General features: G+C 65.4%; 20 protein-coding genes. 7 read left to right on the plus strand and 13 right to left on the minus strand.

The window, feature by feature from the left end; all coding sequences use genetic code 11:
- Positions 1-581 (plus strand): DNA repair protein RecO (locus CC207_RS20505; RefSeq protein ID WP_256582141.1); only part of this gene is annotated, 581 nt, incomplete at its 5' end.
- A gap of 62 nt (positions 582-643) precedes the next feature.
- Positions 644-1,366 (plus strand): pyridoxine 5'-phosphate synthase, encoded by a 723-nt coding sequence (gene pdxJ, locus CC207_RS20510; protein ID WP_189656959.1) that lies wholly within the window; start codon positions 644-646, stop codon positions 1,364-1,366.
- Between the two features lie 33 nt (positions 1,367-1,399).
- Here pdxJ and CC207_RS20515 read toward each other — a convergent pair whose 3' ends face one another.
- On the minus strand, positions 1,400-2,788 hold the full coding sequence (locus CC207_RS20515) for a heavy metal sensor histidine kinase (protein ID WP_088852667.1): 1,389 nt from the start codon (positions 2,786-2,788) through the stop codon (positions 1,400-1,402).
- Complete coding sequence (locus CC207_RS20520) at positions 2,785-3,459, minus strand: heavy metal response regulator transcription factor (protein WP_062364201.1); 675 nt, start codon at positions 3,457-3,459, stop codon at positions 2,785-2,787. The genes CC207_RS20515 and CC207_RS20520 overlap by 4 nt, the downstream gene beginning before the upstream one ends.
- A 269-nt stretch (positions 3,460-3,728) precedes the next feature.
- On the opposite strand from CC207_RS20520, the gene CC207_RS20525 reads away from it, so the two are divergent.
- On the plus strand, positions 3,729-3,932 hold the full coding sequence (locus CC207_RS20525) for a hypothetical protein (RefSeq protein ID WP_088852668.1): 204 nt from the start codon (positions 3,729-3,731) through the stop codon (positions 3,930-3,932).
- Positions 3,933-4,004: 72 nt separating this feature from the next.
- Here CC207_RS20525 and cmoB read toward each other — a convergent pair whose 3' ends face one another.
- From cmoB to CC207_RS20560, 7 genes are all read right to left on the minus strand, one after another.
- A complete protein-coding gene (gene cmoB / locus CC207_RS20530) occupies positions 4,005-4,961 on the minus strand; it encodes a tRNA 5-methoxyuridine(34)/uridine 5-oxyacetic acid(34) synthase CmoB (protein WP_062364210.1) in 957 nt (318 codons plus the stop codon).
- On the minus strand, positions 4,958-5,701 hold the full coding sequence (gene cmoA / locus CC207_RS20535) for a carboxy-S-adenosyl-L-methionine synthase CmoA (protein WP_028690115.1): 744 nt from the start codon (positions 5,699-5,701) through the stop codon (positions 4,958-4,960). Before cmoA ends, cmoB begins: the two co-directional genes overlap by 4 nt.
- Before the next feature lie 90 nt (positions 5,702-5,791).
- Positions 5,792-6,184, minus strand: coding sequence for a protease inhibitor I42 family protein (locus CC207_RS20540; RefSeq protein ID WP_028690114.1), 393 nt, complete (start codon positions 6,182-6,184; stop codon positions 5,792-5,794).
- A gap of 138 nt (positions 6,185-6,322) precedes the next feature.
- Complete coding sequence (gene lon / locus CC207_RS20545) at positions 6,323-8,743, minus strand: endopeptidase La (RefSeq protein ID WP_069016058.1); 2,421 nt, start codon at positions 8,741-8,743, stop codon at positions 6,323-6,325.
- Positions 8,744-8,895: 152 nt separating this feature from the next.
- The gene (locus CC207_RS20550) at positions 8,896-11,307 is read right to left on the minus strand and encodes a glucose/quinate/shikimate family membrane-bound PQQ-dependent dehydrogenase (protein ID WP_028690112.1); all 2,412 of its coding nucleotides are present in this window, start codon (positions 11,305-11,307) and stop codon (positions 8,896-8,898) included.
- Positions 11,308-11,338: 31 nt separating this feature from the next.
- Positions 11,339-12,685 (minus strand): carbohydrate porin, encoded by a 1,347-nt coding sequence (locus tag CC207_RS20555; protein WP_088852669.1) that lies wholly within the window; start codon positions 12,683-12,685, stop codon positions 11,339-11,341.
- A 301-nt stretch (positions 12,686-12,986) separates the two neighbouring features.
- Positions 12,987-15,038, minus strand: coding sequence for a TonB-dependent receptor (locus tag CC207_RS20560; RefSeq protein ID WP_088852670.1), 2,052 nt, complete (start codon positions 15,036-15,038; stop codon positions 12,987-12,989).
- A gap of 369 nt (positions 15,039-15,407) precedes the next feature.
- Between CC207_RS20560 and CC207_RS20565 the strand changes: the two genes are divergently transcribed.
- Together CC207_RS20565 and CC207_RS20570 are read left to right on the plus strand one after the other, a co-directional pair.
- Positions 15,408-15,629 (plus strand): VF530 family DNA-binding protein, encoded by a 222-nt coding sequence (locus CC207_RS20565; RefSeq protein ID WP_028690109.1) that lies wholly within the window; start codon positions 15,408-15,410, stop codon positions 15,627-15,629.
- Positions 15,629-16,255, plus strand: a complete 627-nt coding sequence (locus tag CC207_RS20570; protein WP_028690108.1) for a Pr6Pr family membrane protein — start codon at positions 15,629-15,631, stop codon at positions 16,253-16,255. The genes CC207_RS20565 and CC207_RS20570 overlap by 1 nt, the downstream gene beginning before the upstream one ends.
- A 170-nt stretch (positions 16,256-16,425) precedes the next feature.
- On the opposite strand, the gene CC207_RS20575 is transcribed toward CC207_RS20570, so the two are convergent.
- The 3 genes from CC207_RS20575 to CC207_RS20585 all read right to left on the minus strand — a co-directional run bounded on the left by CC207_RS20575 (position 16,426) and on the right by CC207_RS20585 (position 20,941).
- Positions 16,426-17,187, minus strand: a complete 762-nt coding sequence (locus tag CC207_RS20575) for a siderophore-interacting protein (RefSeq protein WP_088852671.1) — start codon at positions 17,185-17,187, stop codon at positions 16,426-16,428.
- The gene (locus CC207_RS20580) at positions 17,184-17,717 is read right to left on the minus strand and encodes a PadR family transcriptional regulator (RefSeq protein WP_028690106.1); all 534 of its coding nucleotides are present in this window, start codon (positions 17,715-17,717) and stop codon (positions 17,184-17,186) included. The genes CC207_RS20575 and CC207_RS20580 overlap by 4 nt, the downstream gene beginning before the upstream one ends.
- 104 nt (positions 17,718-17,821) lie before the next feature.
- Positions 17,822-20,941, minus strand: a complete 3,120-nt coding sequence (locus CC207_RS20585; protein ID WP_028690105.1) for a transglycosylase domain-containing protein — start codon at positions 20,939-20,941, stop codon at positions 17,822-17,824.
- 424 nt (positions 20,942-21,365) lie between these two features.
- Here CC207_RS20585 and CC207_RS20590 point away from each other — a divergent pair, with 424 nt between their 5' ends.
- Positions 21,366-22,784 (plus strand): amino acid permease, encoded by a 1,419-nt coding sequence (locus CC207_RS20590; RefSeq protein WP_028690104.1) that lies wholly within the window; start codon positions 21,366-21,368, stop codon positions 22,782-22,784.
- A gap of 61 nt (positions 22,785-22,845) precedes the next feature.
- Here the strand turns inward: CC207_RS20590 and CC207_RS20595 are convergent, their stop codons facing one another.
- Positions 22,846-24,465 (minus strand): FMN-binding glutamate synthase family protein, encoded by a 1,620-nt coding sequence (locus CC207_RS20595; protein ID WP_028690103.1) that lies wholly within the window; start codon positions 24,463-24,465, stop codon positions 22,846-22,848.
- Between the two features lie 160 nt (positions 24,466-24,625).
- Here CC207_RS20595 and CC207_RS20600 point away from each other — a divergent pair, with 160 nt between their 5' ends.
- A complete protein-coding gene (locus CC207_RS20600; protein WP_028690102.1) occupies positions 24,626-24,883 on the plus strand; it encodes a type B 50S ribosomal protein L31 in 258 nt (85 codons plus the stop codon).
- Position 24,884 lies beyond the last annotated feature (1 nt).

Consider the following 24,884-nt stretch of genomic DNA (forward strand, 5'->3'; position numbering starts at 1 on the left):
CGGTGCTGCGCCGGGCGCGGGGCAAGGGTGGCAGCCTGGTGCGGCCGTTCGTGCCGCTGGAAGTCGAACTGCGCGGGCGCGGCGATCTGAAGAACGTCGGTCGCATGGACAGCATTGGCATCGCAGCCTGGCTGCACGGCGATGCGCTGTTCAGCGGGCTCTACCTCAACGAGCTGTTGATGCGCCTGCTGCCCGCCGAGGCGCCGCATCCGGCGTTGTTCGAGCACTACACCCTGACCTTGCAGGCCCTGGCCGCCGGGCGGCCGCTGGAGCCGTTGCTGCGCTCCTTCGAATGGCGCCTGCTGGACGAGCTGGGCTATGCCTTCGCCCTGGATCATGACGTCAACGACACTGCCGTCGTCGCCGAAGGGCTCTATCGCCTGCAGGTTGACGCCGGCCTGGAGCGCGTCGAGCTGTTCCAGCCCGGGCTGTTCAAGGGCAGCGAACTGCTGGCCCTGGCCCAGGCCGACTGGGAAGCGCCTGGTGCGTTGCTCGCCGCCAAGCGCCTGATGCGCCAGGCCCTGGCGGTTCACCTGGGGCCCAAGCCGCTGGTCAGCCGGGAACTGTTTCGCAAGCGCTGAGCACGACGTATGCTGTGGGGCTCAATCTTCAGGAGAGCCCTTTCGTGACTCACAGCAACCGCATGCTTCTCGGCGTCAACATCGACCACGTGGCGACCCTGCGCCAGGCCCGGGGCACCCGCTATCCGGACCCGGTCAAGGCCGCCCTGGACGCCGAGGAAGCGGGTGCCGATGGCATCACCGTGCACCTGCGCGAAGACCGCCGGCATATTCAGGAGCGCGATGTGCTGCTGCTCAAGGACGTGCTGCAGACCCGCATGAACTTCGAGATGGGCGTCACCGAGGAGATGATGGCCTTCGCCGAGAAGATCCGCCCGGCGCATATCTGCCTGGTGCCGGAAACCCGCCAGGAGCTGACCACCGAAGGCGGCCTCGATGTGGCCGGCCAGGAGGCGCGGATCAAGGCGGCGGTCGAGCGTCTGTCGCGCACCGGCGCCGAAGTGTCGCTGTTCATCGATGCCGACGAGCGGCAGATCGAAGCCTCGCGCCGGGTCGGTGCGCCGGCTATCGAGCTGCACACCGGCCGCTATGCCGATGCCGAGACGCCGACCGAGGTCGCCGAGGAGCTCAAGCGCATCGTCGATGGCGTGGCGTTTGGTGTTGGCCAGGGCCTGATCGTCAATGCCGGTCATGGCCTGCACTACCACAACGTCGAGGCGGTGGCGGCAATCAAGGGCATCAACGAGCTGAACATCGGCCATGCGCTGGTGGCCCATGCACTGTTTGTCGGCTTCAAGGCGGCGGTGGCGGAGATGAAGGCGCTGATCGTCGCCGCTTCGCGCTGATTCAGCCCCTGGGGCTGCAAGGCAGCCCCAGCGTCATTCGGCTTTGAAGAGGAGGGTAAACCGAGTTGGCCCTTCGACCTGGCTGCTCACCTCGACCCGTCCCCCATGCAGCTGCATGATCGACTTGACGATCGCCAGCCCCAACCCCGTCCCGCCGTCCAATCGTGAACGCCCGGCCCCGGCCCTGTAGAACCGTTCGAACAGGTGCGGCAAGTATGCCTCGCCAATCCCCGGCCCGCGATTTTCCACCCACACGCCGATCTGGTCGCCGATTCGCTCGATGCCCACGGCCACTGGCTGGCCTTCAGGGCCATGGCGAATCGCATTGCTGAGCAGGTTCGACAGCGCCCGCTGGAACATCAGCTTGTCCGCCATCGCGGTACCCCAACCTTGCAGGTGCAGGGAGATACCCTTGAGCTCGGCGCTGAAGGCGAACAGCTCGCTCACCCGCGCCACTTCGTCCGCCAGCGCCACGGGAACCAGGGCCACTTGGGTCTGCGGCTGGCTGACCTGGGCCAGGAACAGCATGTCGTTGATGATGCGGTTGAGCCGAGTCAGCTCCTCGACGCTGTCTTCCAGCGCCTCGCGGTACTTGTCGCCATCACGCTCGCGGGCCAGGGTGACCTGGGCCTTGCCCATCAGGTTGCCGATGGGCGTGCGCAGTTCGTGGGCCAAGTCGTCGGAAAACTGCGACAGCTGACGCACGCCCTGGTCGAGCCGGTCGAGCATCACGTTGATGGCGCGGGCCAGGTCGGCCAGTTCGACGGGCAGGCCCTCGTCCGGCAGGCGATGCTCCAGGTCCTGGGCCGAGACTTGCCCGGCGATCCGGCGAAAGTGCCGCAGCGGGCGCAGGCCTCGCTGCACCAGCTTCCACGCGGCGATGCCGATCAGCACCAGCAGCAGCGGCAGGGCCAGCAGGGTGGAGTGCAGGTAGGCCTGCAACAGGCTGTTGTCGTCGCTGCGGTTGAGCGACATCAGCACCTTGACCGGGGTGTCGTCGCGCAGGCGCATCAGGCGGCTGGCAGTGAGGATCTGGTTGCCATCGTCGTCGCGCCAGGTGTGGAAGGTCAGCCGGTTGTCGGCCTCCAGGTCCAGCAGGTGCTGCGACTGCAGCGCCGGCCCCAGGCTGAGCAGGGCCGGGTGGCGGCCGTTGATGGCCATCACGCTGAGGCTGAGGTTGTCATGGCCCATGACCAGGTCGAGCAGCGGGTGGGCGCGGGCGCCAAGGTCATCGCTGCGCAGATCGACGCGCAGGTTGTGCTCGACTTGCAGCATCTTGCGCGCCAGGTCCTTGCGCGCCCGGCTGTCCAGCTCGTGGTCGAGGGCGAACACCGCCAGGCACGCCAGCAGCAAGACCAGTGCCGCGCCGAGCAGGGTGACGGTCAGGCCCAGGCGCAGCGACAGGCTCGGGCGGCGCTTCACGCCCGGGCCTCGAGCACGTAGCCGACGCCGCGCAGGGTGTGGATCAGCTTGTCCTCGAACGGGTCGTCGATCTTCGCTCGCAAGCGGCGGATCGAGACCTCAACCACGTTGGTGTCGCAGTCGAAGTTCATGTCCCACACCAGCGAGATGATCTGTGTGCGTGACAGCACTTCGCCGCTCTGGCGCATCAGCAGGTGCAGCAGGGCGAACTCCTTGGCGGTCAGGTCGATGCGCTGGCCGCCGCGCCAGGCGCGGTGGCGGCCGGGGTCGAGTTCGAGGTCGGCGACCTTCAGCGTGCTCGGCTGCAGGTGCTGGTCGTTGCGCCGCAGCAGGCTGCGGATGCGCGCCAGCAGTTCGGGAAACTCGAAGGGCTTGAGCAGGTAGTCGTCGGCGCCCAGGTCCAGCCCCTTGACCCGGTCGGCCAGACGGCCATGGGCGGTGAGCATCATGATCCGCGTCGAGGATTCGGCGCGCAGGCGCTGCAGCACGCCCCAGCCATCGAGCCCGGGCAGGTTGACGTCGAGGATCACCAGGTCGTACGCCTGCTGGCGGGCCAGGTGCAGGCCGTCGGTGCCGGTATGGGCGCAGTCGACCACGTAGCCGTTCTCGCGCAGGCCCTGTTGCAGGTAGTCGGCGGTGCGGGGTTCGTCCTCGATGATCAGTAGGCGCATGGTCGGGCTCTGTGTGGAAAGGGGGCGATTCTCGACCCTGTAGTGACATCAGGGTCAAGCGGCGAGGATGTTACTGGATGCGAATAGGCAAGCGGCGGGAATAACGGATTTGTAATGCGCGGGTCATGTGCCTGACAGGGCGATCCTGTGGGAGCGGGCTTGTCCCGCGATACGGCTCTCTTGCAAGACTGTAATGTCCGCCTCACCTTGGTGTTAGCTCCCGCTTGCGATGATGGCCCTGTCGAAACGGTTATCACGAGGCAAGCACGATGAACCTGACCAAGTACCTGCTGCTGGCGATTCTCGCCCTGGGCAGCACCAGCGCTGTCGCCGAGGGAGGCGCGGAGCGTTCGAAGCAATTCTGGCAAGCGTTCCGCGACGACCAGGCGCGCCTGTACGGGGACAAGCAGCAGGCGCTGGCCGAGCGCGAGCGCAAGGCCGAGGAAAAGGCCCGGGAACTGGCCAAGGACTGAGTACCACACACTTGCGCCGCGACAGCTCCTCGGCGCAGGTGAACCTGGGCGCCCGAACGGGCGCCCTTTTTTTTATTTGCGTGCCAGCAGCGTGGCGCGGCGCGGGGCTGGCAGGCCTTCGATGGTCTTGTCGTGGTCGTTCGGGTCGAGGAAGTCGCCCAGCGACTGGTAGCGCATCCACTCGGTGCTGCGCTGCTCCTCGACGCTGGTGACGCTGACATCGACGCAGCGCACATCGCTGAAGCCGGCGCGGCGCAACCAGCGCTCCAGGGCCGGCACCGACGGCAGGAACCAGACGTTGCGCATCTGCGCGTAGCGATCCTCGGGTACCAGCACCTGGTTTTCGTCACCCTCGATCACCAGGGTTTCCAGCACCAGTTCGCCGCCCTTGACCAGACAGTCCTTGAGCGCCAGCAGGTGCTCGATGGGCGAGCGGCGGTGATAGAACACGCCCATGGAAAATACGGTATCAAAGCCTTCGAGGTTGGCCGGCAGCTCCTCGAGGGCGAACGGCAGGTGCCAGGCCGGCAGTTCAGGCAGGTACTGCTGCACGGCCTGGAACTGGCAGAAGAACAGCCAGTTGGGGTCCACGCCGATGACCATGTCGGCGCCGGCGCCGAGCATGCGCCACTGGTAGTAGCCGTTGCCGCAGCCTACATCGAGCACGCGCTTGCCCTTGAGGTCCAGGTGTGGGCCGACCCGTGACCATTTCCAGTCAGAGCGCCACTCGGTGTCGACATGCACGCCAAACAGGTCGAACGGGCCCTTGCGCCAGGGCGACAGGCCCATCAGTGCCTGCCGCATCTGCGCCCGGGTGGCGTCGTCGCAGGCGCAGTCCAGACGCAGGCCGTCGACCAGGTCGATTTCGCTGGGGGTCAGCCGCGGCAGTGCCTCGAGGGCGCCGCGCCAGCGGTCGAGGTCGCCGTGGCCCTTTTCCAGCTTGGCTTCGAGTTGCGCCTGCAGGCCCTGGGACCAGGTGGCAAGGGGCGTGCCCGCCAGGCGGCGGACGAGGGGGGACAGATCGATCATGGCAGGGCTATCAGCGAGGCGAAGTTGAGGCATTGGAACCAGGGCACGACCTTGGAGAAGCCGGCGGCGCGCAGGCGCTGCTCATGGGTTTCCAGGGTGTCGGGCTTCATCACGTTCTCGATGGCGCTGCGTTTCTGGGCAATTTCCAGTTCGCTGTAGCCATTGGCACGTTTGAAGTCCAGGTGCAGTTCGTTGAGCAGGTCCTGCTCCTGCGCGTCGGTGAAGCGCAGTTTTTCCGAGAGAATCAGCGCACCGCCCGGCAACAGGGCCTGATGGATGCGGCCGAGCAGCTCCAGGCGTTGCTCTGGGGCGACGAACTGCAGGGTGAAGTTCATCGCCACCACCGAGGCCGGTTCGAAGGGCAGGGTGAGGATGTCCGCCTCCAGCACCTGTACCGGCAGCAGCTCCTGGAACATCGAGTCCTGGGCGGTGAGGTACTGGCGGCAGCGCTCGACCATGGCCGCGGAGTTGTCCACCGCGATGACCCGGCAGCCGTCCGTGCGCACATGGCGGCGCAGCGCCTGGGTCACCGCGCCCAGCGAGGCGCCGAGGTCGTACAGCACGGAGTTCGGCTGGGCGAAGCGCGCGGCCAGCACGCCGAGGTTCTCGACGATGGTCGGGTAACCGGGCACCGAGCGCTTGATCATGTCCGGGAACACCTGCACCACGTCTTCGTTGAAGACGAAGTCGGGCACCTGCTCCAGGGGCTGGGCGAAAAGGCGGTCGGGTTGTTTGCTCACGGGCGGGTCCAGGCGGCTGGCAATCTACAGGGGCGGCATTCTAGCCAAACCACGGCAAGCTTGCATGACTCGCTGACCGGCGCCGTGCGCTCACTTCACCCGGATGGCGCAATCGAAGGTCTGCACCGGTCGCACTTCAGGGGCCCAGGGCTGCTGGTAGACCAGGATCAGGTGGCCTTCGCCGGCGGCCTTGGCCTGGAAGCGCCAGGTGGAAAGCCCGCCGCTGCCGACGATGCCGGCTTGTTCCGGGGAGCTGTATACCTCGGGACCGAGGCTGCGCAGGATCTCCGAAGCCGGGTTCTGCAGCAGCCAGCGGTAGCCGGTGGTGGGGTTGCTGGGCAGGGTGAGGGTCATGGTCTGGCCGACGACCAGGCGCTTGGGGCACTCGCTTTCTCCGTCCAGTTCGACGGTGCGTTGCGGTTGCTGGGCGCAGGCGGTGAGCAGGGCCAGGGCGGCGGGAACAAGCAGGCGAGGGAGAGACATGTTGGCTCCTGAAGCTGGAATGGCCTGAGGATAACCGAAGCTGTCGCAGTTTTGTGGGGTGGTGGGGGGGCCATCGCGGGGCCAGCCAGCTCCCACAGCGTATGCGTGGGAGCTGGCTGGCCCCGCGAAGACGGGCTGTCAGAACAACACTTTCGCCACGTCGGTAAAGCGCTTGGCGAAGTGCACGCTCAACCCTTCCTTCAGGTAGTCAGGCAGCTCTTCGAAATCGCCACGATTGGCCTCCGGTAGGATCAGTTCGAAGATTTTCTGCCGTCGCGCGGCGATCACTTTCTCGCGCACCCCGCCGATCGGCAGCACCTGGCCGGTCAGGGTCAGCTCGCCGGTCATGGCCACGCCTTTCTTCGGCGCCTGGTCGCGGGCCAGCGAGAGCAAGGCACTGGCCATGGTCACGCCGGCGCTGGGGCCATCCTTGGGCGTGGCGCCCTCGGGCACGTGCAAGTGGATGAACGCCTCGTTGAAGTAGCCGGGCGTGCCACCGAACTGCTTGAGGTTCGAGCTGATGTAGCTGTAGGCGATCTCTGCCGATTCCTTCATCACGTCACCCAGCTGCCCGGTGAGCTTGAGGCCGCGGTTGAGGCTGTGGATATGCGTGGCCTCGATCGGCAGGGTGGCACCGCCCATGCTGGTCCAGGCGAGACCTGTGATCACGCCCTTGCCGGCCAGTACCTGCTCGCTGCGAAACACCGGCATGCCCAGGGCGGGCTCGAGGTCCTTGGCGGCGATCTTGAGTTTGGCCTGCGGATCTTCCAGCAGCTTGACCACCGACTTGCGCACCAGCTTGCCCAGCTGTTTCTCCAACTGACGCACACCGGCTTCGCGGGCATAGCCCTCGATCACCGCACGCAGGGCGGCGTCGTTGATGCTCAGGCTGGTCTTGGCCACGCCGGCCTTGTCCAGCTGCTTGGGCCACAGGTGGCGCTTGGCAATGGCCAGCTTTTCCTCGGTGATGTAGCCGGACAGGCGGATCACTTCCATACGGTCGAGCAACGGGCCGGGGATCGAGTCGAGGGTGTTGGCAGTGCAGACGAACAGCACCTTGGACAGGTCCAGGCGCAGATCGAGGTAATGGTCGAGGAAGTCGACGTTCTGTTCCGGGTCGAGGGTTTCCAGCAGCGCCGAGGCCGGGTCGCCCTGGTAGCTCTGGCCCATCTTGTCGATCTCGTCGAGCATGATCACCGGGTTCATCACCTCGACTTCCTTCAGCGCCTGCACCAGCTTGCCCGGCTGAGCGCCGATGTAGGTGCGGCGGTGGCCCTTGATCTCGGCCTCGTCGCGCATGCCGCCGACACTGAAGCGGTAGAACGGTCGGCCCAGGGACTCGGCGATGGACTTGCCGATGCTGGTCTTGCCGACGCCCGGCGGACCCACCAGCAGCACGATGGAGCCGCTTATCTCACCTTTCCAGGCGCCCACGGCGAGGAACTCGAGGATGCGCTCCTTGATGTCGTCCAGGCCCGCGTGGTGGCGGTCGAGGACCTTGCGCGCGTGCTTGAGGTCGAGCTTGTCCTTGCCGTACACGCCCCAGGGCAGAGCCGTGGCCCATTCCAGGTAGTTGCGGGTGACGGCGTACTCCGGCGAGCCGGTCTCGAGGATGGCTAGCTTGCCCATCTCCTCGTCGATGCGCTTTTTCGCCTGTTCAGGCAGGGTCTTGCCCTCCAGGCGCTGCTGGAACTGCTCCAGGTCGGCGCTGCGGTCGTCCTTGGTCAGGCCCAGCTCCTGCTGGATGACCTTGAGCTGCTCCTTGAGGAAGAACTCGCGCTGGTGCTCGCCGATCTGCCGGTTCACCTCGGCGGAGATCTCGTTCTGCAGCCGGGCCACCTCGACTTCCTTGCGCAGCATCGGCAGGACCTTTTCCATGCGTTTGAGCATGGGTACACAGTCGAGCACTTCCTGCAGCTGGTTGCCGGTGGCCGAGGTGAGGGCGGCGGCGAAGTCGGTGAGTGGCGAGGGGTCATTGGGGCTGAAGCGGTTGAGGTAGTTCTTCAGCTCTTCGCTGTACAGCGGGTTGAGTGGCAGCAGTTCCTTGATCGCGTTGATCAGGGCCATGCCGTAGGCCTTCACTTCGTCGTTGGGCTCCGCCGGCTGGCGTGGGTAGTCGACCTCCACCAGGTAGGGTGGGCGGTGGTGCTTGAGCCAGGTGCGGATACGCACGCGGGTCAGGCCCTGGGCGACGAACTGCAGCTTGCCGCCTTCGCGGCTGGCGTGGTGGACCTTCACCAGGGTGCCGTACTCGGGCAGGGCCTTGGTGTCGAAGTGGCGGTGGTCTTCCGGCGGGGTGTCCATGAAGAACAGCGCCAGCGCGTGGTGCGGGGTCTTGGCGACCAGGTCGAGGGTTTCGGCCCAGGGTTCTTCGTTGACGATCACCGGCAGCACTTGCGCGGGGAAGAATGGGCGGTTGTGGATCGGGATCACATAGACCTTGTCCGGCAGTTGCTGGCCGGGCAGGGCGAGGTGGTGGCCGGGGGCGGCCTGGGGATCGAGGTGTTCGACTTCGCTGTGTTCGTCGGGATGTTCAGGGAAATCCTGCTGGTCGCTCATGGGGCACCTGCGTGAATGGCTATGGTGCTTAGATGGGGCGGTGGTGGGCAGGTTTCAATGGTAGACGAAGGGGGGAGAACCGCGGGGGGAACAATAGCGGGTAAGCCCGCTCCCTGGTTGGGAGCGGGCCTGCCCTGCGACAGGCGTGACGCTTACTCAGCCAATTTGTAAGCGATGATGTAGTCGCCCATTTTAGTGCCCAGCGAGCCATGGCCGCCCGCGGTGACCAGCACGTACTGCTTGCCGTCCTTGCCGGTGTAGCTCATCGGCGTGGCCTGGCCGCCGGCCGGCAGACGAGCCTTCCACAACTCCTGGCCGTTCTTCACGTCATAGGCGCGCAGGTACTGGTCCAGGGTGCCGCTGAGGAAGCCCACGCCACCGGCGGTGACGATCGAGCCGCCCATGCTCGGCACGCCCACCGGCATGCCGATCGGCACCGGGGTGCTGTCGCGGGTGGTGCCGTTCTTGTGCTTCCACACCACCTTGTTGGTGAACAGGTCGATGGCCGCCACATAGCCCCAGGCCGGTGCCTGGCACGGGATGCCCAGCGGCGACATGAACGGGTGCATGGTCACCGCGTACGGCGCGCCGGCGTTCGGCTGCACGCCGCTGGTCTCGCTTTCGCGTTTGCTGCCTTCTGCTACCTGCTCGCGCGGGATCATTTTCGACACGAAGGCCATGTAGTTCGGCGAGGTGAAGAGGATCTGGCGCACCGGGTCGACCGACACGCTGCCCCAGTTGAACACGCCGACGTTGCCTGGGTAGACCAGGCTGCCCTGCTCGGAAGGCGGCGTGTACTGGCCTTCGTAACGCAGGCTGCGGAACTGGATGCGGCAGAGCATCTGGTCGAACGGCGTGGCGCCCCACATGGCCTGTTCGGTCAGATCGGGGCCGAGCAGGTTGAGGTCGGAGCGGGCCTGGGTCGGCGCGGTGTGGTCGCCTTTCACGGCGCCCTGCGGTACCGGGATCTCGCGGATCGGCACGATAGGCGTGCCGTCGCGGCGGTCGAGCACGTACAGGCTGCCTTGCTTGGTCGGCACGATGACCGCCGGCTTGACGCCGTCGTCGGTCTTCAGGTGAACCAGGGTCGGCTGGCTGCCGACGTCCATGTCCCACAGGTCGTGGTGGGTGAACTGGTAGTTCCAGCGCGCCTTGCCGGTGGCCAGGTCCAGGGCGACGATGCCGGCGCTGTACTTCTCGGCACCCGGAGTGCGGTCGGCACCCCACTGGTCGGGGGTCTGGTTGCCCAGCGGCAGGTAGATCATGCCCAGGTCTTCGTCGACGCTGGCGATCGACCACATGTTGGCCGAGTTGCGGCTGTACATTTTCCCGTCGGCCAGGGGCTTGGTGTCGTCCGGGTTGTTGCTGTCCCAGTTCCACACCAGGTGGCCGTCGTGCACGTCGTAGGCGCGGATTACGCCGGACGGCTCGTTGGTCGATTCGTTGTCGGTGACATGGCCACCGATGATCACCAGGCTGCGGGTGATCGCCGCGGGCGAGGTGGAGTAGTAGCCACCGGCGGTGAACGGGCCGATGCCGCGGGTCAGGTCGATCACGCCCTGGTTGGCGAAGCCTTCGCAGACCTTGCCGGTGTCGGCGTTGATGGCGATCAGGCGGGCGTCGGCGGTGGGCAGGTACAGGCGGCGCGGGCATGCCTGGGCCACGGCCTGGCCGGCGTCAGTGATCTTCGGCGCGGGGCTGCCGTCACGGCTGACGTAGTTGTTCTCGTCATAGTACGAGACGCCGCGGCAGGTCATGTGGGCGAAGCCCTTGAAGGTGCCGGTAGGGCTCTTGACCTGGGGGTCGTAGCGCCAGATTTCGGCGCCGGTATCCGGGTCCAGGGCCAGCAGGCGGCTGTGGGCGGTGCAGGCATAGAGCATGCCGTTGACCTTCAGCGGGGTGTTCTGGTTGGTCAGCTCCACCGGGTCGTTTTCGCTTGGCAGATCGCCGGTGCGGATGCGCCAGGCCTCTTCCAGGCGGTAGGCGTTCTGCGGGGTGATCTGGCGCAGCGGCGAGTAGCGGTCGCCGTGTTCGGTGCGGCCGTAGGCCTGCCATTCACCTTCCGGCATGGCCGGAGCGGCGCTGCCCATCTCGCTGTTGTCGCGGGTGAACTCGCCACGGATCTCGCCCGGGTGGGTGAACTGGCTGGCCACGGCGGTGGCGCCGGAGGCGACCACGGCGACGCTGAGCAGGGCGGTGTTGACTTTCGACGCGGGGCCGACCAGCGGGCGGCGTGCCCACGGCAGCAGCAGGACCACGCCGATGGCGAACCAGATGGCCAGGCGCGGCACCAGCTGCCACCAGTCCAGGCCGACTTCCAGCAGCGCCCAGGCGGTGCTGCCCAGCAGCATCAGGCCATACAGGCCCAGGGCGATGCGACGCTTGGCCAGCAGCAGGATGCCGGACAAGGCGAAGCCGATACCGGCAATCAGGTAGTAAAGCGAGCCACCCAGCTGGCTCAGCTTGATGCCGCCGGCCAGCAGGGCCAGCCCCATCAGCAGCAGCAATACGCCCATCAGGCGCGGTAGCCAGCGGGTTCCATTCTTGGCACCGTCAGTGCTCATCGTCTGTTCTCCGTAGTGTGAAAGGGTCGGGTTAGAAACTGCTCTGGATCTTCAGGCCGCCGATCAGGGCGTCGTCGACCCGCGACACCCCGCCCGGATGGCGGATGTACTGCAGGTTCGGGCGCACGGTGAGCCAGTCGGCCAGGTGGATGCCGTAATAGAGTTCGGCGCTGTATTCGGTGTCCTGCACGGGCAGGAAACCGGGGTTGTCGTAGTCGTCCAGGCCGTTGGCCTGGTTGATGAGGCGGGCGTTCTTGCGGTAGCCGGGATTGACGTGCACGCGGGCCAGGGCGAAACCGATGTCGTCCTTGGCGCGGGCATCGAAGGGCCCTTTGTAAACCACACCTGCCTGCACATAGTTGTCGATGGCATTGGTCTTCTTGTCGTGCACCGTGGCATTGGCGAACAGGCTCAGGCCGCGCGACTGGTCGGAGGCCAGCGCGGTTACCTGCTGCTGGGCGCCGAGCCACAGGCCATGCTTGCTCGAGCTGCTGCGGTAGGCGGCGCCGCTGATGGCGGCAGGCGCGCCGGTGCTGTCCTTGAGTACATCCTGTGCCTTGGCATTACTGTAGTAGTAGCCGGCACGATATTCCCCTTTCAGGCCATTGACCCGCGGGCTCCAGACCAGTTCGATCGGCATCACCGCGCCCTGGGTGCCGCTGCCGCTGAGCTTGAAGCCGTTGCCGCTCTCGAGGTTGGAGGGGTTCTGCTCGAAAACGCCGACCTGGGCGTAGAGTGCGTCGTTCAGGTTGTAGCGCACGCGCAGGGCCCACTGGCTGACCGGCCAGTTGTACCAGATGCCGCCGACCCAGTTGCCCACCTGCGAGCCGCAGAACGCCAGGTTCTGGAAGTCGCAGGGGAAGCTGTTGAAGTCCTCGCCTTCGCCAAAGCGGCCGAATTTCACGTCCAGCGTGCCATCGAAGTATTTCTGCTTGATCCACATCTGCGTCAGCCGCCAGGTCTCGCCACGGCCCCAGACCTCCTGGGCCGAGGTGAAACCGCCGACGCGCGGGTCGTTGATGCGGTCGTTGCTGATGTTGTCGCCATGGCGTTCGGTGACGGTCAGCTGGAACTCGGTGTCTTGCCAGCCGAGGATCTTTTGCAGGTCCATGTTCACGCCGAAGGTGAACTGGTCGCTGTAGCGCGCCGCGCGGTCATGGCTGTAGCCGCCGTGCAGGTTGCTGCCCATCTCGCCGGTGTAGCCGAGGGTGAAGTCATAGCCTTCCTCCAGCAGCTCGCTGCGGGTTCCGCCCCAGTCTCCGAGCATCCACGGCGAGTCCTTGGCGAACATTTCGCTGGCGCTGGTGGTGGGGGACAGGGCGCCGAGCAGGGTGGCGAGGGCGAGGCCGGAGTAGCGGGTATAGGGCAGCTGGAGCATGAGATAGCGCTATCTTTTGATTGTTGAAGAAACGGCAAGCGCAACGAAGTGCGAGATCTTCGAAGGGAAATGACTGCGTTGGGTATCGAATGAAGCGATTCAGCTTGCGGCGGGGAGGATATAGGGGAAGTTGTAAGAAAAAAAGACAAAATGTCGCAGGGGATTGTTGCTGACGGGGTAACAGTAAGTGCGCAGGAGGCTGCTTTGTAGCCTATTCGCCGGCAAGTCGGCTCCCACCGGTACAGCGCAGTCCTGTGGGAGCCGGCTTGCCGGCGAAAGGGGCGCATAGCGCCCCTGGCAATCAGAAGCTGGTACGCAGCCCCACCTGCACACTACGCCCCGGCGCCGGCGCGATATCACGCAGGATCGAGCTGGCATAGCGCACGGTCTGGTCGGTGAGGTTCTCGCCGCGCACGAAGGCCAGCCATTCACTCTGGCCGATGTCGAAGCGATACCCCAGGCTGGCGCCGAGGGTGGTGTAGCCATCGGTGCTGGTCTCGTTGGCCGGTTTGCGATGCTGTGACGCCGCGTGCTGCACATCGACACGCGCCTGCCAGCGGTCCAGCTCCCAGACCAGGCCGCTGTTCAGGCGCAGCGGGGCGATGCGCGGCAGCGGCTCGCCGCTGTCGAGGTTCTTGGCCCGGGTGTAGTCGCCGGACAGTTCCAGGGCGAAGCTGCCGTAGCGGTTTTTCAGCAGTTGCCAGCGGTCCTGGGCCTCGATGCCGTAGAAACGTGCCCGCACGCCCTGATAGGCATACTCGGGGATATCGCCGTGGTCATGATCATGATCGTGGTCATGGTCATGATCGTCGTGGTCGTGATGATGGCCTTCACGCAGGTTGCCGGTGCCAATCAGGCCGATGTAGTTGCGAAAATGGCTGTAGAACACGCCGACGCTGCCCTTGTGGGTGCCGTTGTCGAAGCGCAGGGCCAGGTCGGTGGAGATGGCCTTCTCCTTGTTCAGGTTCGGATCGCCGATCTCGTAGGCGCCGGTGGCCACGTGGGCACCGTTGGCGTACAGCTCGTAGAAAGTCGGCGCGCGCTCGGTGTAGCCAAGGTTGGCGGCCAGCGACCAGATCGGGTCGAGCTGGTACACCGCGCCCGAGGACAGGCTCAAGGCGTTGAAGCTGCTGGCGCTGTCGGCCCCGGCGAAGTTCTCGTTGCCCTTGGCATCCGGATCGACCCGGGTGTGTTCCAGGCGCGCGCCCAGGCTCAGGTTCAGGCGTTCGCTGGCCTGCCATTGCTCAAGCAGGAACAGCGCCAGGCTGTCGGTATCGGTGTGCGGGACAAAGGCTTCCTCGCCCAGCGCGGAGAATTCGTTGCGGCTGACCTGGGCGCCGACCACGCCCTCGACCGGGCCCAGCGGCTGGTGACGGGCCTCGATGCGCGCTTCGTAGCCTTTGTTCTTGAAGGTGGTGTGCACCTCGCCGCTTTCGATTTCGCGGTGCTGGTAGTCGGTGTAGCCGGCATCGACCTTGACCGAGCTGAACGGCCCGTCGAGGTCGCGCAGTTCCGAGGCGAAGCCGTAGTGGTCCTGCTGCATGTCCAGGCGCACGCCGGGCTCGGCCACCGAGCCGTAGTTGCTGTCGTAGCGGCTGTAGGACAGGCCGGTGTAGCCGTGATCCCAATGGTACGAACCGCCGATCGCACCGCCGTCCTGGCGACCGTCGCTGTTCTCCAGGCGGTGCTTGCCGCCGGGCTCGTCGGCATCGCGGACCTTCGAACTGCGGGCGTAGCCGGGGATGCGCAGGTCGTTGAACTGGCGGCTGTTGGCGTCCAGGTGCAGGGCGAAGGCGCCGTTGCCGGCCTCCAGCTTGCCAGCGCTGCTGCGGGTGGTGTCGGCGCCGCCGTAGCGCAGCTCGCCCGCGCCATGGATGCCGTCGATGGGTGAGTCGGGGATGCGGTTGTCGAAGGTGTTGACCACGCCACCGATGGCGTTGCCGCCATATAGCAGGGCGGCCGGGCCGCGGACGATCTCGACCCGCTCGACGGTGACCGGGTCCAGTGGCACGGCGTGGTCGTAGGACAGCGACGAGGCGTCCAGGGCGCCGACGCCGTTGCGCAGGATACGAATACGGTCGCCGTCCAGGCCGCGGATTACCGGGCGGCTGGCACCGGGGCCGAACCAGGTGGAGGCGACGCCGGGCTGTTTGTTGAGGGTTTCACCGAGGCTGGCGTGTTGCTGTTGCAGCAGGTCGTCGCCTTCGAGGACGGTGCTGGGCGCGGCCAGTTGGGCGTTGCCCAGCGGGTTGGCAGTGATCACCTGGGGTTGCAGTTCCACGGCCTGGCTGGAGGTGGAGACCAGCCAGAGCGCGACGGCAAGGGGAGAGAGGTGCAGCGGCATGTGACGCATGGGGATGTGGCGTTCCTTGGCAGAATTGTTAATAGTTACTTTATAACATTTCATCACAAGCTGTTTGCCACGGGCCAGTACTTTGTGAAGTAACGTGTTTACCCTGTAGGCGATCGTCCAGCCCTGTGGGAGCGGCCTTGCGTCGCGAAAGGGCTGCGCAGCAGCCCCGGCAATTTTTGATGGTGGCTCAGAACCTGGGGCCGCTGCGCGCCCCTTTCGCGACGCAAGGCCGCTCCCACAGAGGACAGTTTCCAGCGCGACAGCGTGGCCCGAAGGGCTGGGCAGTCTCCTACAGGGCTCAGCGGTAGAGGCTGTAGATGCCACTACACTCGTGTAAGGTGCGCACCTTCCCGAACCTGGAGCACTGGCATGAGCACGGCCAATCACAACGCGCTGCACGGCAAGACCCTCGAGCAGATCCTTACCGAACTGGTGGCGCACTACCAATGGCAGGGCCTGGCCGAGCGCGTCGACATCCGCTGCTTCAAAAGCGACCCGAGCATCAAGTCGAGCCTGACCTTCCTGCGCAAGACCCCGTGGGCACGGGAAAAGGTCGAGCAGCTGTACGTGAAGCTGCAGCGCAAAGGCTGATGCCGCCCCGCCCCTGGCTGACCCTGGCGGCCGTCCTCGGCTGGACGGGCCTGGCGATCCAGTTGTACCTGGTGCTGCTGGCGCGCTGGCAGGAGCAGGCCAGCCTGATCGGCGGGCTGGTCAACCTATTCTGTTTTTTCACGGTGTTGAGCAATACGCTGGTGGCCACCGTGCTCAGCCAGGCCGCGTTCGGCCGCGAGTCGGCGGCCAGGCGCTGGTTCTTGTCACCCGCTGTGAGCTCATGCATCGCCGCGAGCATTCTGCTGGTGGCACTGGCCTACAGCCTGTTGCTGCGCCACCTTTGGCAGCCCCAGGGCTGGCAGTGGCTGGCGGACGAACTGCTGCACGATGTGATGCCGCTGGTGTTCGTCCTGTACTGGTGGCTGGAGGTGCCCAAGGGGCAATTGCGGCTCTGGCACCTGGCGGCCTGGGCGCTGTACCCGGTGTTGTATTTTGCCTTCGTGCTGCTACGCGGGCATGAGATTGGGGTCTATCCCTATCCGTTCATCGACGTGGCACGGTTGGGATATGGGCAGGTGCTGGGCAATGCCCTGATGGTGCTGGCGGGATTCTGGGGGATCGGGTTGGTATTGCTGGGGTTGGATCGCTGGCGCAGGCATTCATGAGATTGGCCATATGCAATCCCTGTAGTAGCGGCCTTGTGTCGCGAACGGGCCGCACAGCGGCCTCGGCAATTTCTTCCTTGGCGCTGAGATCCCGGGGCTGCTTTGCAGCCCTTTCCGACCGGGCCGACACCTCGGCAAGGCCGCTCCTACACGGGGTGTGCAGATTCTGATCATTCGTCGTCGGCAGTGCCGTCAGCTCGCCAGTAAGCCGCAGCCTTGAGGGCATCCTCGGGAACGCCTTTCTCCAGCAGCAGCGCCTTGGCCTGGCGGGTCAGAGCCTTCTCCAGCGCCACCCAGCCATACAACCGGCCCTGGGGCAACGCCAGGTGCTTCACCCGCTCCAGCACATCCTCCTGGTGCCGGCGCACCCAGATCACCTCGACCTGGGCCTTGCTCGTCAGCACCTGGCGCTCATGCTCGTCCTCGATCTGGATCACCGCCAGTACCTGGCGGCCCGCCGGCAGTTCTTCCAGGCGACGGGCAATGGCCGGGATCGCCGTCTCGTCGCCGATCAGCAAGTAGCTGTCGAAGATATCCGGCACCACCATCGAGGCCCGCGGGCCGGCGATGTCCAGGGTCTGGCCGGGCGCGGCCTGGGCCGCCCAGGTGGAGGCGGGGCCATCGCCATGCAGGACGAAATCGATATCCAGCTGGTTGTTCACCAGGTCGATGCGCCGTGGCGTGTACTCGCGCATGGTCGGCCGGGCGCCGCCATCACGGCCCAGGTTGCGCGCGTCGATGGCCTGCTGCTCTTCGGGCGTGCAGGCGAACAGCAGCTTGATGTGGTCGTCCGTGCCGACACTGGTGAAACCGGTTAGCTCCGCGCCACCGAGAGTAATGCGGCGCATGCGCGGGGTGAGGTCGGTGACCCGCAGCACTTCGAGGCGGCGCTGGCGAATCTCATGGTTGACGCGATGAATGGTGTCGCTCATGGGGTGTTCTCCGTAACAAGGTTGGCCGGCCCGGAGGCGATGGCCTTGGCGGTGTCGTTGAGCAGGTTGCGCACCCGCTCGATCTCTTCGCTGGTCCAGCGGCCGCTGTGCATGTGCAGGGCGTGGCGCAGGTTGCCGACCGCTTCATGGATTTCCGGCGGCCGGTCGTGGCCGCGCAGGGCGCGCTTGCTAACCTCGATGCGCATGCGCACGCCGTCGAGGGCGACGGCCTGTTCCTGCAAGGCACTGCGGCCGGCATCGGTGATGGCGTAGAGGCGCTTGCTGCCCTGGATGGCGCCGGTGACCAGCTCGGCTTCCTCGAGATAGCTAAGTGTGGGGTAGATCACCCCGGGGCTGGGGCTGTAGCTGCCGTCGAAGAGGGTCTCGATCTGGCGGATCAGGTCGTAGCCATGGCCGGGTTGCTCGGCCAGCATCGAAAGCATCAGCAACTTCAGGTCGCCCGGGGCGAATACCCGCGGGCCACGTTCGCCGCGGCCGGGACGGCGTTCGAAGGGGTCGTGGTCGCGCATGGGGAAGGGCTCCGTCTGTTTAGATATATCGCAAGATATTACTCAAGATATATCTAAAGACAAGCCCTCAAATGCAGATGATTATCATCTGTTTTTTTGATGGTTCAGGACTGGCCTGCCACTTGTGGTGCCTTGCAGGCGGTGGGATTGCCCGGCTCCAGATACGGCATGAGAATCGGTGCCATGCCCTTGAGCACCTGCACCGGCAACGCCGAGGTGAACGTGAACGCTTCTGCCGAGCGCCCCGGGACGAACGCGGTAAGGGTGCCGAAGTGGTTGTCGCCGAGGAAGAACACGAAGGTCGCGGTGCGGTTCAGCGAACGCGAGCCGATCAACCGGCCGCCGGCGCCGAAGCTTTCGATGCGGTTGTCGCCGGTGCCGGTCTTGCCGCCCATCACCAGCGGGGTGCCGTCGTGCAGCTTGAAGCTGCCGGAGATGCGCCGCGCGGTGCCGGCGTCGACCACCTGCGACATGGCGCCCTTGAGCGCCCGGGCGACTTCCACCGGGAGAATCCGCTGGCCACGGTCCGGGTCGCTGATCAGCTGCGTTTCGTAGGGGGTGTTCTGGGCGAAGTGCAGGGTGTCGATGCGCAGCGTGGGCAGGCGCACGCCGTCGTTCTGGATGATCCCGACCAGTTCGGAGAGCGCGGCCGGACGGTCGCCGGAGCTGCCGATGGCGGTGGCCAGCGACGGTACCAGGTGGTCGAACGGGTAGCCGACGCGCTTCCAGCGCTGGTGGATATCGGTGAACGCCTCGATCTCGACCATGGTGCGGATGCGGCTGTCGCGGGCGCCCTGGTGGCGGCTCTTGAACAGCCAGCTGTAGACCTCCTGGCGCTCGAAGCGGCTAGCGTTGAGGGCGTCCTTGAGCGAGGCGCCGGGGTTCTTCAGCAGGTAGCCGAGCAGCCACAGGTCCAGCGGGTGGACTTTGGCGATGTAGCCCTGGTCAGGCAAGTCGTACTTGCCCGGGCCGTAGGCTTCGTACATCTCCACCAGGCGGCCGTCGGTGAGCTTGGCCATGGCCTTCTTGTCTTCCTTGCTGTGGGCGCGAACGAAGGCGTTGAAGGTCTCCTGGCCGGCCTCGGGGAACAGGTAGCGGTGCACCGCGGCCAAGCGCTGCGGGGTTACCCGCATGCTGTCGAGGAAGGTGTCCAGGCGCTGCTGCGAGGTCTTGCGCTGGTACTTCTTCCAGAAACGCATGGTGTAGTTGGAGCCTTCGCGGTCGGCGAAGCGCGCCAGGTATTCCTGGCGGCGCGGATCGCTGTCGTCCCTGAGCAGTGGTTCGCGGTTGAACGGCTGCTGATAGGTGACGTAGCGCACGATGTCGCGCATCAGGCGGATGAACGGCAGGTTGATCGACTCGCGCAGGGCATCCTTGAGCGTGGGGTTGCGATTGTTGTCTTCCTTGCGGAAGTTGTTGAACACATGCATGCCGCCACCGGTAAAGAACGCCTCGCCGGTGTTGGCCGAGTACTTGCGCTCGAGCGCCGCGTCGAGCATGGCATCCAGGCCTTGGTTCTTGCTGTTCTGCATCAGCCATTCCAGCGACCACTGGGTGATGCGGTCGAGCTCGGCCACCGGGACCTTCTTCAGCTCGGCCGCCGGCTTGCCGGCATACTTGTCGTGCAGCTCGGCGATGATTTCCAGGTAGGTGGTCAGCACCCGCAGCTTGGCGGTGGAGCCCAGTTCGAGCTTGCTGCCTTCATTGATGTCGAAGGGCTGGTTGGTGCTGTCGGTCTGCACCCGTACCCGCGAACCGTCGGCGGTACGTTCGAACAGGGTAAAGCTGTAGCTCACCTGGTCGGTGGTCTTGGCCGTGAGCAGGCGTTCGCCGATCAGGCCCATCTGCGCGGCGAATACCGGGTCGGCGAGGTTTTTCAGGTACTGGCTGACCTGCACCTGCAGGTCGGCCTGCAGGGTGCTGGTGGCCGACAGATCGAGGCGGTCGAGGTCGTAAAGCGGCCGGTTGAGCATGGCTGCCAGGCGGTTGCGGGCCAGGCTGATGCCTTTGTTGGTGATAATCGGCACGATGGTCGGCTGGGCCACCCAGTCGCGGTACACCGCCTTGCTGGCCAGGGCGGCGTCGGCCAGGGCACGCTCGATGATGCCGTTGGCGGCGAGTACACGGATGTGCGAATCGGTGAGCTCGGCCAGTTCGATGCGGCCCTTGGACAGGTAATGCGAAGGGCGGCGCTGGGCGATCATCAGCGACAGCACCTGGCGCAGGGCCAAGCCGCGTTCGGCCATGCTCTTTTCGTCGCTGGCGGTGGAGGTGAGGGCCTGGTTGACCTGGTCGAAGTCGGCGCCGTACCACACCCGCAGGCCTTCGGCCATGCCGTGCACCTCGCCGTGGCCGGGTACCGCCGACAGCGGCACGCTGTTGAGGTAGTCGCGCACGATGCGCTCGCGAGCCTCGGTGGTGTCGGGGCCGCCCTGGTAGGCACGCACGCTGGCGGAAATCATCTGGCGGATCTTCTCGGCGCCTGAGACGGTCAGCCCGTCCGGCGAGTGGCGGTATTTCTCCAATTGGGTGGCCAGGGTGCTGCCGCCGGCTGACTGCCCGGGCAGGGCCAGGTACTTGGCCACCTGGCTATAGGCGGCCTTGGCGAAGCGTGGCCAGTCCACCGCTGGGTTGTTCTGCGGGTCTTTCGGGTCGAGCAGGTCGCGGTTCTCGATGAACAGCAGGCTGTTGACCATCACCGGCGGGATCGCCGCAAAGTTCGGGTACAGGTGCTGCGGGTAGTTGTATTGATAGAGCATGTCGCCGCGGCAGTCGGTGATCGACAGGCCAGCCTGGATCTTCTCCACATAGGGGACGAACAGGCCGTGATCGACGTAGTTCATCAGCGCCGGGGAGAAACGCACCTGCTGGTTGATCAGGTAGTCGCGCTTGAGCAGTCGCGGCAGGAATTCGCCCAGGGCGCTGTAGCCCAGGCGCCTGTCGAACGGACCCTCGCCCGGGTAGACGATGGCATCGCTCGGGCCGGGCTCAAGGGCGTAGGTGAGGGTACCGGCCAGGCGGCTGAACTCACGCGATTGCAGGCGCGAGGTCTGGAATTCGTCATAGGCGGCAAGGCCCACCGCGACCAGGCCGATCAACAGGATGAGCAGGATCAGGCGCCACCACAGGCGGCGCTGACGTGGGGTCTTGGGCAAGGGGGCTTCAGCCTGAGGTGCTTTGGGTGCTTCCGTTCTGGTTGGTTCCGATTGCCACAGTGCGCCCATAGTCTTGAGTCCGGCCAGGTGTTTTCGCGTTGCTTGTCTGAAGCTTAGACGCTGGCCAAGTTTGGTGAAAAATTTGTAAGAAGCTTCGAGCGATAGCGTATGAACATGCGCCTTTGGTGCGACTTCCATTCTTCGGCAATGTTGTTAATGTAGCTGCCCCATTCCTGTGCATGGGTGGAGCGAGGCCAGAATGCCCCTCCGGTTAAGGGCTTTTTGCCGAGAATTCTCGCCAAATATCCCGTTTTATATAGTGAAAAGCCCTGCAATTGGCTTCCTATACTGCTCGCCCCCTTCGACCCGCCGGCGCCCCGCGTCCGGTGGACAGGCCGCCCACAACGCGGCCTGGCGAGACGACGCCCCGCCTATCGGCGTGGTCGGTGCTGCACGAAGGTCAAATCCAATAACAAAATGAGGTTGTATTGCTATGCCAGTCGGCAACCATCCTGCCCACGACGCGTCCGTCCAGGGCGGCCCGCTCAAGCGCGAGCTGGGCGAACGGCACATCCGTCTGATGGCCCTTGGCGCCTGTATCGGCGTCGGCCTGTTCCTGGGATCGGCCAAGGCCATCGAAATGGCCGGCCCCGCCATCATGCTCTCCTACATCATCGGTGGCCTGGCCATCCTGGTGATCATGCGCGCCCTCGGCGAGATGGCCGTGCACAACCCGGTGGCAGGCTCCTTCAGCCGCTACGCGCAAGACTACCTCGGCCCCCTGGCGGGCTTCCTCACCGGCTGGAACTATTGGTTCCTGTGGCTGGTGACCTGCGTCGCCGAGATCACCGCGGTGGCCATCTACATGGGCATCTGGTTCCCCGATGTGCCGCGCTGGATCTGGGCGCTGATGGCCCTGGGCAGCATGGGCGCGATCAACCTGATTGCGGTCAAGGCGTTCGGCGAGTTCGAGTTCTGGTTTGCCCTGATCAAGATCGTCACCATCATCGCCATGGTGCTCGGCGGTATTGGCATCATCGCCTTCGGTTTCGGTAACGACGGCGTGGCCATGGGTATCTCCAACCTGTGGCGCAACGGCGGCTTCATGCCCAATGGCGTGACCGGCGTGCTGATGTCGCTGCAGATGGTGATGTTCGCCTACCTGGGCGTGGAAATGATCGGCCTGACCGCCGGCGAAGCGCGCAACCCGCAGAAGACCATCCCCCAAGCCATTGGCTCGGTGTTCTGGCGCATCCTGCTGTTCTATGTGGGCGCGCTGTTCGTGATCCTGTCGATCTATCCGTGGAACGAGATCGGCAGCCAGGGCAGCCCGTTCGTGATGACCTTCGAGCGCCTCGGCATCAAGACCGCCGCCGGCATCATCAACTTCGTGGTGATCACCGCCGCGCTGTCGTCGTGCAACGGCGGTATCTTCAGCACCGGGCGCATGCTCTACAGCCTGGCGCAGAACGGCCAGGCCCCGGCCACTTTCGCCCGTACCTCGAAGAGCGGCGTGCCGCGCAACGCGCTGCTGCTGTCGATCGCCGCGCTGCTGCTGGGCGTGCTGGCCAACTACCTGGTGCCGGAGAAGGTGTTCGTCTGGGTGACCTCGATCGCCACTTTCGGCGCGATCTGGACCTGGGTGATGATCCTGCTGGCGCAACTGAAGTTCCGCGCCGGGCTGAGTACCGCCGAGCGCAACGCGCTGAAATACCGCATGTGGCTGTGGCCGTTGAGTTCGTACCTGGCGCTGGCGTTCCTGGTACTGGTGGTGGGGCTGATGGCGTACTTCCCGGATACCCGCGTGGCCTTGTACATCGGTCCGGCATTCCTGGTGCTGCTGACGGCGCTGTACTACACCTTCCGTCTGGCGCCGAAAGAGGCCCAAGGCGTGGCGAGTACCGCCTCCTGATGAACAAAGCCCCGGCCAGTGCCGGGGCTTTGTTTTTGTATGGCCCTCATCGCGTGGCCGATCAGGCCGCCACCTCGCTATGCGGCTCGAAACTGTCGGCCCGGGCCAACTGCCACATCCGCGAATAAAACTGCCCATTGACCTCGCCGGTGAGCAGTTCGCCCGGCTTGAGGAACACGTGCATCTGCGAGAACAGCTTGATCTCGGTGGCCGAGATGCGCCGCACCAGGTGCTTGGCCTCCAATTGCGCCGGATGTTCCAGGCCCGCCGCGGCGAGCATCTCGGCCAGGGCGCGCAGGGTGTTGTGGTGGAAGTTCAGCACCCGCTGGGCCTTGTCCGGCACCACCAGCGCACGCTGGCGCAGGGCGTCCTGGGTGGCCACGCCGGTCGGGCACTTGTTGGTGTGGCAGCTCTGCGACTGGATGCAGCCGATGGCGAACATGAAACCGCGCGCCGAGTTGGCCCAGTCGGCGCCGATGGCCAGCACGCTGGCGATGTCGAAGGCGCTGACGATCTTGCCGCTGGCGCCGAGCTTGATCTTGTCGCGCAGGTTCAGGCCGACCAGGGTGTTGTGCACGAACAGCAGGCCCTCGCGCAGCGGCACGCCGATATGGTCGGTGAACTCCACCGGGGCGGCGCCGGTGCCGCCTTCCTTGCCGTCGACGACGATGAAGTCGGGCAGGATGCCGGTCTCCAGCATGGCCTTGGCGATGCCCATGAATTCCCATGGGTGGCCCAGGCAGAACTTGAAGCCCACCGGCTTGCCGCCGGACAGCTCACGCAGCTGGGCGATGAACTGCATCATCTCGATCGGGGTCGAGAAGGCGCTGTGGCGTGATGGCGAGATGCAGTCCTCGCCCATCATGACGCCACGGGTCTCGGCGATTTCCCGGGTCACCTTGTGCTTGGGCAGGATGCCGCCATGGCCGGGCTTGGCGCCCTGGCTCATCTTGATCTCGATCATCCGCACCTGCGGGTTCTGCGCCTGGACGGCGAAGCGCTCGGGGTCGAAGCGGCCGTCCGCGGTGCGGCAGCCGAAGTAGCCGCTGCCCAGTTCCCAGACCAGGTCGCCGCCATGTTCGCGGTGGTAGGGGCTGATGCTGCCTTCGCCGGTGTCGTGGTGGAAATTGCCCAGCTTGGCGCCCTGGTTGAGAGCCCGGATGGCGTTGGCGCTGAGCGAGCCGAAGCTCATGGCCGAGATGTTGAAGATCGACGCCGAGTACGGCTGGGTGCACTGCGGGCCGCCGACGCTGACGCGAAAGCTCGCCGGGTCGGCCAACGGCGCGGGGCGCATGGAGTGGCCGATGAACTCGAAGCCCGACTCGTAGACGTCGATCAAGGTACCGAAGGGTTTGTCCGAGGCTTCGTTCTTGGCCCGGGCGTAGACCAGTGAGCGCTGGGCGCGGGAGAAGGGCAGCGCGTCGCTGTCGGATTCCAGCAGGTACTGGCGGATCTCCGGGCGGATGCCCTCGACCAGGTAGCGGATGTTGCCCAGGATCGGGTAGTTGCGACGGACCGCGTGGCGTTGCTGGAGCAGGTCGAACACGCCAATCAGGCTGAGTACCCCGGTGGTCAGGGTGAACGGCCACAACCAGTCGTGGGCGAGGAACGGCAGGCTGGCGAGGGTGAACAGCACGCAGGCGGCGAAGAAGGCGTAACGGCTGAGGAGTGACAGGCTCATACGGTGTCCTTGCGAATGGCTCGGTCAGGCTCAGGGGCCTGGGGCAAACCCCGACCATAGCCCGTTTGGGCGCTGGGGGAAAAATGAAAATTGGGGTATCGAAAATCATTCGCGATGAGATATGTTATAAAGTAACCATAACTTACAGGAGATTGCCCCCATGAAAGCTGGTATCCACCCTGCCTATCGCCCCGTGCTGTTCCACGACACTGCCGCCGATGTGTTCTTCCTGATCGGCTCGACCGTCGAGACCGACCGCACCCAGGTGCACAGCGATGGGCAGACCTATCCGTACGTGGCGCTGGATGTCTCCAGTGCCTCGCATCCGGTGTACACCGGGCAGCAGCGCAAGACCACGGTCGAAGGGCGGGTGGCCGGGTTCAACAAGCGCTTCGCCGGTTTCCAGGCCAAGCGTTGAT

The organism is Pseudomonas sp. DrBHI1 (genome assembly GCF_002205115.1).
In the GTDB taxonomy this organism is placed as follows: Bacteria; Pseudomonadota; Gammaproteobacteria; order Pseudomonadales; family Pseudomonadaceae; genus Aquipseudomonas; species Aquipseudomonas mosselii.

What these genes read in the sequence shown, in the direction of transcription:
- CC207_RS20540 (WP_028690114.1), bottom strand. Translation starts at nt 6,184, where the DNA reads ATGTCTCTCCCTCGCCTGCTTGTTCCCGCCGCCCTGGCCCTGCTCACC.
- lon (WP_069016058.1), bottom strand. Translation starts at nt 8,743, where the DNA reads ATGAGCGACCAGCAGGATTTCCCTGAACATCCCGACGAACACAGCGAA.
- CC207_RS20585 (WP_028690105.1), bottom strand. Translation starts at nt 20,941, where the DNA reads ATGGGCGCACTGTGGCAATCGGAACCAACCAGAACGGAAGCACCCAAA.
- CC207_RS20565 (WP_028690109.1), top strand. Translation starts at nt 15,408, where the DNA reads ATGAGCACGGCCAATCACAACGCGCTGCACGGCAAGACCCTCGAGCAG.
- CC207_RS20575 (WP_088852671.1), bottom strand. Translation starts at nt 17,187, where the DNA reads ATGAGCGACACCATTCATCGCGTCAACCATGAGATTCGCCAGCGCCGC.
- CC207_RS20560 (WP_088852670.1), bottom strand. Translation starts at nt 15,038, where the DNA reads ATGCGTCACATGCCGCTGCACCTCTCTCCCCTTGCCGTCGCGCTCTGG.
- CC207_RS20555 (WP_088852669.1), bottom strand. Translation starts at nt 12,685, where the DNA reads ATGCTCCAGCTGCCCTATACCCGCTACTCCGGCCTCGCCCTCGCCACC.
- CC207_RS20525 (WP_088852668.1), top strand. Translation starts at nt 3,729, where the DNA reads ATGAACCTGACCAAGTACCTGCTGCTGGCGATTCTCGCCCTGGGCAGC.
- CC207_RS20580 (WP_028690106.1), bottom strand. Translation starts at nt 17,717, where the DNA reads ATGCGCGACCACGACCCCTTCGAACGCCGTCCCGGCCGCGGCGAACGT.
- CC207_RS20595 (WP_028690103.1), bottom strand. Translation starts at nt 24,465, where the DNA reads ATGAGCCTGTCACTCCTCAGCCGTTACGCCTTCTTCGCCGCCTGCGTG.
- cmoB (WP_062364210.1), bottom strand. Translation starts at nt 4,961, where the DNA reads ATGATCGATCTGTCCCCCCTCGTCCGCCGCCTGGCGGGCACGCCCCTT.
- CC207_RS20570 (WP_028690108.1), top strand. Translation starts at nt 15,629, where the DNA reads ATGCCGCCCCGCCCCTGGCTGACCCTGGCGGCCGTCCTCGGCTGGACG.
- CC207_RS20550 (WP_028690112.1), bottom strand. Translation starts at nt 11,307, where the DNA reads ATGAGCACTGACGGTGCCAAGAATGGAACCCGCTGGCTACCGCGCCTG.
- CC207_RS20600 (WP_028690102.1), top strand. Translation starts at nt 24,626, where the DNA reads ATGAAAGCTGGTATCCACCCTGCCTATCGCCCCGTGCTGTTCCACGAC.
- CC207_RS20520 (WP_062364201.1), bottom strand. Translation starts at nt 3,459, where the DNA reads ATGCGCCTACTGATCATCGAGGACGAACCCCGCACCGCCGACTACCTG.
- pdxJ (WP_189656959.1), top strand. Translation starts at nt 644, where the DNA reads ATGCTTCTCGGCGTCAACATCGACCACGTGGCGACCCTGCGCCAGGCC.
- CC207_RS20590 (WP_028690104.1), top strand. Translation starts at nt 21,366, where the DNA reads ATGCCAGTCGGCAACCATCCTGCCCACGACGCGTCCGTCCAGGGCGGC.